At 52.4% G+C, this 11,357-nt stretch carries 6 protein-coding genes; 1 reads left to right on the top strand and 5 read right to left on the bottom strand.

What is annotated here, in order from left to right; genetic code table 11:
- Positions 1 to 2 precede the first annotated feature (2 nt).
- Genes ACX9GV_RS00540 through ACX9GV_RS00530 form a run of 3 tightly spaced genes read right to left on the bottom strand, consistent with a single transcriptional unit; the run spans position 3 to position 3,963 of the window.
- Positions 3 to 1,436 (bottom strand): LutB/LldF family L-lactate oxidation iron-sulfur protein, encoded by a 1,434-nt coding sequence (locus tag ACX9GV_RS00540; RefSeq protein ID WP_473196683.1) that lies wholly within the window; start codon positions 1,434 to 1,436, stop codon positions 3 to 5.
- Positions 1,420 to 2,250 carry a (Fe-S)-binding protein gene (locus tag ACX9GV_RS00535; protein WP_473196682.1) on the bottom strand — a complete coding sequence of 277 codons (831 nt, stop codon included), beginning with the start codon at positions 2,248 to 2,250 and terminating at the stop codon, positions 1,420 to 1,422. The genes ACX9GV_RS00540 and ACX9GV_RS00535 overlap by 17 nt, the downstream gene beginning before the upstream one ends.
- Before the next feature lie 12 nt (positions 2,251 to 2,262).
- Positions 2,263 to 3,963: an L-lactate permease gene (locus tag ACX9GV_RS00530; RefSeq protein ID WP_473196681.1), complete on the bottom strand. Its 1,701-nt coding sequence runs from the start codon at positions 3,961 to 3,963 to the stop codon at positions 2,263 to 2,265.
- A 132-nt stretch (positions 3,964 to 4,095) separates the two neighbouring features.
- Here ACX9GV_RS00530 and ACX9GV_RS00525 point away from each other — a divergent pair, with 132 nt between their 5' ends.
- A complete protein-coding gene (locus tag ACX9GV_RS00525) occupies positions 4,096 to 5,001 on the top strand; it encodes a LysR family transcriptional regulator (RefSeq protein ID WP_473196680.1) in 906 nt (301 codons plus the stop codon).
- A gap of 101 nt (positions 5,002 to 5,102) precedes the next feature.
- Here ACX9GV_RS00525 and ACX9GV_RS00520 read toward each other — a convergent pair whose 3' ends face one another.
- Entirely contained in the window at positions 5,103 to 6,521 is a 1,419-nt protein-coding gene (locus ACX9GV_RS00520; protein ID WP_473196679.1) for a glutamate synthase small subunit, read from the bottom strand.
- Positions 6,522 to 6,534: 13 nt separating this feature from the next.
- Entirely contained in the window at positions 6,535 to 10,995 is a 4,461-nt protein-coding gene (gene gltB, locus ACX9GV_RS00515; RefSeq protein WP_473197938.1) for a glutamate synthase large subunit, read from the bottom strand.
- Positions 10,996 to 11,357: the final 362 nt, after the last annotated feature.

The following is an 11,357-nucleotide window of genomic DNA, read 5'->3' as shown; positions in this document are numbered from 1 at the left end:
TGTCACTCCTTTCTTTGTTGGCGCAGCAAAGTATTCAGGCTCTTGGGCGCGGGTTTAGGCACCTGCCGACAACGCGTCCAAGGGCCAAGGTGTTTCGGTATCAGGCGCTGAAAACGAGCGATAATCGCGGTGAAAGTATGATAGAGGCGCGGATGGGTGGCTAGCACGGCAAACCCCCGCATCAAAACACGTTCAATCGGTTTGGCTGCTTTACCCTGCCCAGCGAGCGGTAAATGGCCTGGTGCCGCAGGGTGTTTGGCTTCACGCCGCAAGCGCTGCAGCAAATCAGGAATCGGAATACGTACTGGACACACTTCACCACAGGCGCCACACAAGCTGGAGGCGGTGATCAGATGTTGGGTGTTCTCAAGCCCCAGCAAATGAGGAGAGATTATCTTGCCGATAGGGCCGGGGTAGACCGTACCATAAGCATGGCCGCCAATACGGGTGTAGACTGGGCAATGATTCATGCAGGCACCACAACGAATGCACTGCAAGGTCTGACGCAAAGCCGGGTCCTGATAAGCTTGGCTACGGCCATTATCAAGCAGCACCAAATGCACCTCGTCTGGGCCATCAAGCTCCCCTGGGCGACGCGGACCACTGATCAGATTGAAATAGGTGGTGATAGCCTGACCGGTGGCCGATCGCGTCAACGCACTGTACAGCGGGGGCACATCACTCAACGACGCCACCACTTTCTCAATTCCGGTAATGGCGACATGTACTCGCGGTATGGTGGTACACATACGGCCGTTACCCTCGTTTTCCACCAGACAGAGGGTACCGGTTTCAGCGACCGCGAAATTAACGCCCGATAACCCCATATCGGCTCGGCGAAATTGTTCACGCAATGCCCTGCGCCCAGTCTGAATCAACGCATCCACATCATGGGTAGGGGTAAAGCCATCAAGGTGTTCAACAAAGGTATCGCTGACTTCCTGTATGTTCTTATGGATAGCCGGCATGATGATGTGAGAAGGGGCGTCACCATCCAGTTGGACGATATACTCCCCCATATCGCTTTCCAGGCAGTGGATGCCATGAGCAGCCATCGCATGGTTGAAGCCCACCTCTTCGCTCACCATGGACTTACCTTTGACAATAGTCTGCACTTGGTGACGCTGTGCTATCTCATAAATGATGGTATTCGCTTCATCTGGCGTCTGCGCCCAGTGCACCTGAATACCATTCTCCTGACAGCGTGCTTCGAGTTGTTCCAGCAATGCCGGCAAATGCGAGAGACAGCGCTGGCGGATCTGCTCAGCAGCATCACGCACTGCCGCTTCTTCCGCCGGGTCAGCAAACGCCTCTCGTCGTTTAGTGCGAAGGTAATCCATCGCTCCACGAAAATTCTGACGCAACACCGGATCCGCCAACGCTGCCTCCGCCTGCGGATGGAAATTGCGGGGTGAAAATTTAGCCTGTGTACTCATCCTTTCCCCCCTCTTTGTGATGAGTCAATACCGGGTTGCTCTGTTCACTCTCTTTGGGAACCCTCTCCTGCCGCTGGCTGTGAGCCAACAAAAAACTGGCCAGATGCTGAGCGGGTAACACCTTCCCCTGATAAGCCAAGGCCCCCTTGATATTCAGCAGACATCCCCAGTCAGCACTCACTAACATTTCTGCTCCGGTATTCTGCAGATGGCGAACTTTGTCTTCCACCATCGCCTCGCTAATCGCCGGATGTCGAACCGAGAAGGTACCACCGAAACCGCAACACTCACTCTCTTCAGCCTGTTCAAGTAACGTGACCCCCGCTAACTGCTCCAGCAGGCTGCGCGCTGTGGTATGCACCTGCATCTCCCGCCGCGCCGAGCAAGCCGTATGCATCACAATTCGCGCCTCTCCCACGCCAAACCAGCGCACCCGACAAACGTTTACCAGAAACTCGGTAAGCTCAAATACGCGATCACAAAAAGCGGCCACTGCGCCACTGTCAGGAAACAACCGCCGATAATGATGGTGCATCATTCCGCCACAAGAGCCAGAAAGCACCACCACAGGCCAAGGCTCAGGAAACAACGCCATCTGGCTGGTTGCCACCGCTCGCGCTTCGTCCTCATAACCCGAGGTATAAGCAGGTTGGCCACAGCAGGTCTGTTTCGGCACAAAGTGTACATTGACGCCTTCACGTTCAAGCAAAGTGATCGCATCAACTCCTGCTTGTGGTTCAAACAGATCCACCAAACAGGTCGCGTAAAGGTATACATCAGCAGGCTTGGCAGGATATACGCGCATGACCTTCATCGTGTTCTCTCCTTACTTTAACTGCATCAATACATCAGTTACCTGGAAACCGTAAATCAATAACAAACCGATAAGACCGGTCGCTAAAAGGTAAGATAACGTCGGCAGCACGGTCTTGCGCAGCGTCACCCCTTCTCTTCCAAGCAAGCCGACAGTGGCTGAGGCAGCGACCACATTATGAATAGCGATCATGTTACCCGCTGCCGCACCTACCGCTTGCAGAGCCAGCATAACCACAGTAGAAATCCCAAGAGTCTGAGCCACTTCAAACTGGAATTGACTAAACATCATGTTCGATACGGTATTAGAGCCAGCAATAAAGGCCCCCAACGCGCCGATAGTGGCACTGAGCATAGGGAAAAACTCGCCAACCAAACCTGCAGCAAAGTTAGCGGTAGCCACCGGCATACTGGCAAGATCAGCACCATTAACACCTGAGTTAATGAAAATACGCACCATAGGGACAGTAAACAGCAACACAAAACCAGCACCGATCAGCGTACGCCCTGACTCGCCCAGCGCCTTACCCACGGGTGCCAGTGAGCGACAATGCATAAGGCTTGCCATCACCGCACAAAACACCAAAAGCCCGCCAGGTAGGTAAAGGAACTCAATGGAGGCACCGACCCCTTTTTCGCCCAGTAAATCGTTGAAAGCCAGATTCACTGACAGTAACAAGGTTTTAAACTCAGGGATGATGCGGCTTGCCACTAACAACAGAGCCAACAGCACGTAAGGCAGCCAAGCTAATGTTAACGACATAGGGCGTTCGGTAGTCGCTTTTCGATCGAATTTGATAGAGCCGAGCCACACCGCAGGCCATTGAGATTCTGGCGCAAAGTCCCAATGCTTTTTCGGCACCAGAAAACCATAACGCGCAGCGGTAACTACCAAGACCAACCCAACCAAGCCACCCACCAGTGAAGGAAATTCTGGGCCGAGCAGTATACCGGTCAAAGCATAGGGCACCGTAAAGGCCAACCCAGCAAAAATAGCGAATGGCAAAATGGCCAACCCTTCACGCCAACTGCGGCCAGGCCCAAAGAAGCGGGTCAACATCATCACCATCAATACGGGCATAAAGGTACCAATGCTCGCGTGGATCAGCGCAACATAAGTTGTCACCTGCTGCAAATAGATGTCCCAGCTACTTCCTCCCGCCGCCAATGTTTGGCTAATGGCTTGGCTATCAAGCCCTTTGTTAATCCCCACCAGTATCGGGGTTCCCAGGGCGCCAAAAGAGACCGGTGTTGACTGAATCATCATGCCGAGCATCACGGCAGCAAGCGCCGGAAAACCAATCGCCACCAACAGAGGGGCCGCGATGGCGGCCGGCGTGCCAAAACCAGACGCACCTTCAATAAAGGTACCAAAACACCAGGCAATGATAATGGCTTGAATACGTCGATCTGGTGAAATATGGCTAAAACCGCTTCGGATCGCCGTAATAGCACCGGTGTGTTGAAGCGTATTGAGCATAAGAATGGCGCCAAATACGATCCACAAAACGGTCAGCGTAATCACCAAACCCTGCAAGGTCGAGGCAAGCACCCTGTTCGGGCTCATCTGCCACCCCCACAGGGCGATCAATACAGTTAACAGAAAGGCAATCGGCATGGTCCGCTTGGCTGACCAATTAAAACCGACCAAAAGCACGCCACTTACCACGATAGGCGAAAAGGCCATCAAGGCCTGTAGGGTATCCGTCATCATTGCATCCTTATTCAGGGTGGCGCTACTGCGCCCGCCTTGTTGCTATTTTGTTATGCAAAAGTGACTTTACTCTGTTCGATTTAAACGATATATGGAGATAATGAATAATATTTTTTCCAAAAGTGGATTAATATGGCCAGTACTGATGACCTTATTCTGTTTGCTCACGTTGTAGAAGCCGGCTCTTTCAGCAAGGTTGCTGAGCAGTATTCCCTTACAAACTCAGTGGTTAGTAAACGAATTGGGCGCCTTGAAGAACAACTTGGGGTGCAATTGTTCTATCGCACCACCCGAAAACTGACCCTGAGTGAAGCAGGTAAAACGCTCTATCAAGGTGCGAAAAATGTGAAGGCTGCCGCACTTGAAACCTTCGATGCGGTTGCCGGATACGGAGAAAAACTCACCGGTCATCTGCGCATATCAGTACCGACGATTTCAGGGGAGTTGCTACTGGCTGATGCGGTGGCAGAATTCTGCCAACAGCACCCAGGATTGACTGTAGACATGTCGCTGGATAACCGTTTTGTCAATCTGGTGGAGGAAGGATTTGATCTGGTGATCCGCACCAGTGTTATGGACGACTCAAACCTCATTGCCCGTCACATCTTGGATTCACAATGGGTGATCTGCGCGGCACCAGCCTACGTGCGGCGCTTCGGCATCCCCCATGAACCTAATGACTTACTCACTCATAACTGTTTGCATTACCTCTACCAGAGTACCGGGGCATCAGAATGGGCTTTCAAAGGCAAGCATGGTAACTATCTGCTGTCGGTTTCTGGCAATTTCTCAACTGACAATGCTGGCGCCCTGCGCAAAGCCGCGCTAGGAGGACATGGCATTGTGTATGTGCCACGCTGTCTGGTCTATCACGACCTAATGAATGGGGACCTGGTAGAACTGCTTTTGGATCAGGTCGGCAAGAAACTTGGTATCTATGCGGTCTATCCTTTTACCCGCCAGCCACCCCGCAAGATCCGGCTGCTGATCGAACATATCCGCCAACGTTATCTTGAAATCGCCCACTATTTCGTTTGAGTACCAGACACCAACTCGGTTGAGCAGAGGGCACCCAAAAGGTGCCTCTGCCTTGTCGAGCTGTGCTTAGACTCTCTGCAAAAAGAGGGCTTAATACACTACTAAACCTCGAGATAACTGAGGATCCCCTCAGCAGCCTTGCGCCCTTCGGCAATCGCCGTGACCACCAAGTCAGAACCACGAACGGCATCACCACCAGCGAAGATTTTAGGATTACTGGTCTGGAAAGCACAATCAACGGACTCCGGTGCCAATATACGGCCCTGCCCATCAAACTGTACCCCTTGCTCACTCAACCACCCCATCGAATGAGGCCGGAACCCAAAGGCCATAATGACCGCATCAGCATCAATCACATGCTCTGAGCCGGACACTTGTTCAGCAACCTGGCGACCGTTGGCATCCGCAGCTCCTAATTGTGTGCGCACCATTTTAATCCCCGCCACACGGCCAGCACTATTCACCTCAATGCTTAATGGCTGCAAGTTGAATTTAAATTCAACCCCCTCCTCGCGCGCATTTTTCACTTCACGCCGGGACCCCGGCATGTTGACTTCATCACGGCGGTAGGCACAGGTAACCTGTGTCGCCCCCTGGCGAATAGCGGTACGCACGCAGTCCATCGCGGTATCACCACCACCGAGTACCACAACACGTTTGCCGGACAGATCGATATAAGGCTCATCCGGCTGTGTAGAATACTTCATCAACTGCTTGGTATTGGCGACCAGGTACGGCAGTGCATCATAAACGCCCGGAGCAGCTTCGTTTTCCAAGCCGCCTCGCATCGACTGATAAGTGCCAACACCAACGAACACCGCGTCGTAATCACTCAGCAGTTTATCCATGGCGATATCTTTACCGATTTCCGTATTGAGCTGGAATTCTATACCCATGGTGCTGAAAATTTCGCGACGCTTGATCATCACCTCTTTTTCCAGCTTAAACGAGGGAATGCCAAAAGTGAGCAGGCCACCGATTTCTGGATGGCGATCATAAACCACCGCCTTCACACCGTTACGCGCCAGCACATCCGCACAAGCCAAGCCCGCCGGGCCTGCCCCAATGATAGCCACCGTCTTACCGCTGGGATGAACATGAGTCATGTCTGGCCGCCACCCCATTTCGATGGCTTTATCATTGATATAACGCTCAATGTTACCAATGGTGACGGCACCAAACTCGCTATTCAGCGTACAGGATCCCTCACACAAGCGATCTTGCGGACAAACGCGGCCACAAACCTCTGGCAGGCTGTTGGTCTGGTGCGCCAGATCCGCCGCCTCCATAATCCGCCCTTCATTCGCCAGCTTCAGCCAGTTGGGGATATAGTTATGAACCGGGCATTTCCACTCACAATAAGGGTTGCCACATGACAGGCAACGGTCAGCTTGTGCTTTCGCCTGGGTTTCTGAAAACGGTTCGTAAATCTCAACAAACTCGACTTTACGGATCTTCAGCGGTTTCTTTGGCGGATCAACACGCTGTAGGTCGATAAATTGATAAACATTCTGACTCATTCAATATGACCTCTTACTGTGCCTGAACCCGCAGCTCAGCGGCGCTGCGACTACGGTGACCCAACAATGCCTTCACATCACTGGACTTCGGTTTGACCAGCGCAAACTTCGCTGCCCATTCCGGCCAATTCGCCAGGATCTCTTCTGCGCGTGATGAACCGGTCGCCTGGACATGTTCGGTAATCAAACCACGCAGGTGTTCTTCATGGATGGCCAGTTGGTCAACAGCCAAGACTTCCACCAGTTCTGGGTTAACACGTTTACGAAACTCACCGTCTTCATCCAAGACATAAGCGAAACCGCCGGTCATTCCCGCACCAAAGTTAATACCGGTTTTACCGAGGACACAAACAATCCCCCCGGTCATGTATTCACAACCGTTATCGCCAATTCCTTCTACCACGGTAATGGCGCCGGAGTTACGCACCGCAAAACGTTCACCCGCACGGCCTGCCGCGAACAGCTTGCCCCCGGTGGCACCATATAAGCAGGTGTTACCCACAATGCTCGCTTCATGACTGCGGAAGAATGACCCCACCGGCGGACGCACGGCAATACGGCCACCGGCCATCCCTTTACCCACATAGTCGTTGGCATCCCCGGTCAGGGTCAGTTCAACCCCACCGACATTCCATACACCAAAACTCTGGCCGGCAGTCCCGGAAAAATGCACTTTGATCGGGTCGGCAGCGATGCCCTGGTCACCATGCCGCGCGGCAATCGCCCCTGACAGGGTTGCGCCAACTGAACGGTCAGTATTGCAGATATCAAAGTAGAGCGTCTTACTTTGCTTAGCTTCAACATGCGGCAACGCCTGCGCCAGCAACGCTTTGTTTAGCACGCCGTGATCGAATGGCGGGTTACTGCTTTCGGTACAAAACGGCGCTTTACCTGCATGAGGTGTCGCGGTTTGCAGCAACGGCGACAGATCCAGCTTGCTCTGTTTCGCCGTAATCCCATCCAGTTCGTTAAGCAGATCGGTGCGGCCAATCAAGTCAACCAGTTGGCTAACACCCAATTCCGCCATAATTTCGCGGGTTTCACGGGCGATAAAGTGGAAATAGTTAACCACCCGCTCTGGCAGACCGTGATAGTGATCACGGCGCAATTTTTCATCCTGGGTCGCAACCCCTGTCGCACAGTTATTCAGGTGACAAATTCGCAGGTACTTACAACCCAGCGCCACCATCGGCCCGGTACCAAAACCAAAGCTTTCTGCCCCCAGGATCGCCGCTTTAACAATATCAACACCGGTTTTCAGGCCGCCGTCCACCTGTAGGCGAATTTTATGACGCAGACCATTAGCCACCAGCGCCTGCTGAGTTTCCACCAGCCCCAGTTCCCACGGGCAACCTGCGTGCTTGACCGATGAAAGCGGACTGGCCCCCGTACCACCGTCATAGCCAGCAATGGTGATCAGATCAGCATAGGCCTTCGCCACCCCGGTCGCGATAGTCCCGACCCCCGGCTCTGAAACCAGCTTCACCGAAATCATGGCCTGTGGGTTGACCTGCTTAAGATCAAAGATCAACTGAGCCAAATCTTCGATGGAATAAATATCGTGATGAGGAGGTGGTGAAATCAGCGTTACGCCCGGTACGGAATAACGTAATTTAGCAATGTAAGGGGTAACTTTATCCCCGGGTAATTGCCCCCCTTCACCGGGCTTGGCCCCTTGAGCCACTTTAATCTGGATCACATCAGCGTTAATCAGGTAAGCCGGGGTGACACCAAAACGGCCGGACGCCACCTGCTTGATACGAGACACTTTGTTAGTGCCATAACGCGCTGGATCTTCACCCCCTTCACCGGAATTGGAGAAGCCCCCCAGGCTATTCATCGCTATCGCCAGTGATTCGTGTGCTTCCGGGCTGAGTGCCCCAATGGACATCGCCGCCGTATCAAAGCGCTTAAACAGTGACTCAGCCGCTTCAACCTGCTCAACCGGAATAGCCGTCTGTTGCGGTTTGATGGCCAACAAGTCACGCAACGTGGCTATTGGGCGTTGATTTACCAGCTTGGCATAGGCCAGGTAATCACGGTATTCGCCACTGTGTACTGCTTGCTGCAATGAATTGACAACATCAGGGTTATAAGCGTGATATTCCCCACCATGAACAAATTTTAGCAACCCGCCCTGCTCCAACGGTTTACGTTTCAGCCAGGCGCGCTTGCTCAAATTCTGCAAATCTTGTTGAAAATCAATAAAGTTGGCACCGCCAATACGGCTGACCACCCCTTGAAAACACAAGTCAGACAACTCACGGTGCAGGCCAACCGCTTCAAACAACTTCGAGCAACGGTAAGAGGCAATGGTGGAAATGCCCATTTTGGACATGATCTTGTAGAGCCCCTTATTGATGCCATTGCGGTAGTTCAGCATCACATCGCGGTGTTTTTTATCGATCGCCCGGTCATCTACCAGCTTGGCTAAACTTTCATAAGCTAAATAGGGGTAAACTGCGGTGGCACCAAAACCCAACAGCACCGCAAAGTGGTGAGGATCACGGGCGCTGGCGGTTTCTACGATAAGGTTAGCATCACAACGCAGGCTCTTTTCCACCAGCCGGGTCTGAATCGCCCCCACGGCCATCGGTGCAGGAACAGGCAAACGCTGGTTGCTGATAGCGCGGTCAGACAGCACCAGCAATACCGCCCCACTACGCACCTTACTCTCTGCTTCATCACACAACGAACGGATAACCTGCTCCAATTCTGCTTCTGCCGGATCAAAGGTCAGATCAAGAATATCGGCTCGATAGTATTCACCTTCCAGCGTGGTGAGCTGCTTGAAATCTGAATACAGCAGAATCGGGGATTTAAAGCTCAAACGGTGGGCCTGACCTTCGGCTTCACAGAACACGTTCATTTCACGACCAATACTGGTGGCCAATGACATCACATGCGCTTCACGTAATGGGTCGATAGGTGGGTTAGTCACCTGGGCAAACTGCTGGCGGAAGTAATCATAAATAATGCGAGGACGGCTGGACAACACCGCAAATGGGGTATCGTCCCCCATTGAACCGGTTGCTTCCTGGCCCATATCCCCCAACACCCGAACCACCTGCTCAAGCTCTTCACTGCTGTAACCAAACTGCTTCTGGTAAGTCTCCAGGGTGGAATCATCCATTTCACGGCTGCCCACCTGATCATCCGGCAGATCTTCAAACGGCACCAGACGCTTAACGTTTTTCTCCATCCACTCTTTATAGGGGTGGCGACTTTTCAGGTCATTGTCGGTTTCAGCAGAATGCAAAATCTGACCCGTGCGAGTATCAATCACCATCAACTCACCGGGACCTACACGGCCTTTTTCCACCACTTCATCGGGCTGGTAATCCCAAATACCCACTTCTGACGCACAGGTAATCAATTTATCTTTGGTGATCACATAACGTGCCGGGCGTAGACCGTTACGATCCAGGTTACAGGCTGCATAGCGGCCATCGGACATCACGATACCTGCCGGGCCATCCCACGGCTCCATATGCATCGAGTTGAAGTCAAAGAAGGCGCGTAAGTCAGCATCCATATCCGGGTTGTTTTGCCAAGCTGGTGGCACCAACAGGCGCATAGCGCGGATTAAGTCCATTCCCCCACTGAGGAACAGTTCCAGCATATTATCCAGCGAACTGGAGTCAGAACCGGTTTCATTGACAAACGGCGCGGCATCGCGCAGATCCGGAATCAGTGGCGTTTTGAATTTATAGGCACGAGCCCGCGCCCACTGGCGGTTACCGGTAATGGTGTTGATCTCACCGTTGTGCGCCAGATAGCGAAATGGCTGCGCCAAAGGCCAACGCGGCACGGTATTGGTAGAAAAACGCTGATGGAACAGGCAAATAGCAGATTCCAAACGCAGATCTGCCAAATCGAGATAGAAGCGCGGTAGATCTGCAGGCATACACAAGCCTTTATAGATCGTCACCAAGTTGGAGAAACTGCAGACATAAAAGTCATTATCCTCCACACGCTTCTCAATACGGCGGCGGGCGACAAAAAGGCGACGCTCCATATCCCGTGGACGCCAGCCTGCGGGAGCATTAACGAAAATCTGCTCAATACGCGGTAAAGAAGAGAGCGCTATCTCACCCAGCACATCCGGGTTGGTGGGAACCTCACGCCAACCGACAATAGACAGTGTTTCGTTCTGCAGCTCCTCTTCAACAATACGGCGGCTGGCACGGGCCTGCTCTTCGTCCTGACTGAGGAACATCATCCCTACTGCATAGTTTTTAGCTAAGCGCCAACCGCGATCTTCCGCCACCATGCGGAAAAAACGGTCAGGTTTTTGCAATAACAAACCACAACCATCCCCTGTTTTACCGTCAGCGAGAATAGCACCACGGTGCTGCATACGAGCCAGTGCGTGGATCGCAGTACGCACTACCTTGTGGCTAGGTTCGCCTTCAATATGGGCAATCAGGCCGAAACCACAGTTGTCCCTCTCTTGGGATTTATCGTACAACATCATCAATGAACCTCCCCGGGCTCTGTGTAACGCTTACAACCTACTGCGAGGGGGCTTCCCAAGAAGTCCAATCAGCAAGGTCAAGATCGACAATCTGCTTTTCCGCCCTCTATCAATGGCCTCTGGTGAAAAGATTCACAAGTGGTAGATGACTTGTTCTAAGAGGGGGTCTTCAGTTAATGCATAATTATGACGAGATATTTGCCCGCCAAGAAAGCTTTCCAGCGGACTCCCAACTTAGCGAGAAAGAATACTCAGGTCAAATATTGCTTACACAGCGGTTTTCATGCAAAAAATAGCAATTATTTATTTGAAAAATAAAATATTTTAGCATTTTTGACCATAATGGAAATGCAGATGTA

This window comes from Serratia sp. 25CWL12, assembly GCF_055790885.1.
The sequence above is the reverse complement of the archived record's forward strand: the minus strand, read 5'-3'. Positions and strand labels throughout refer to the sequence as shown.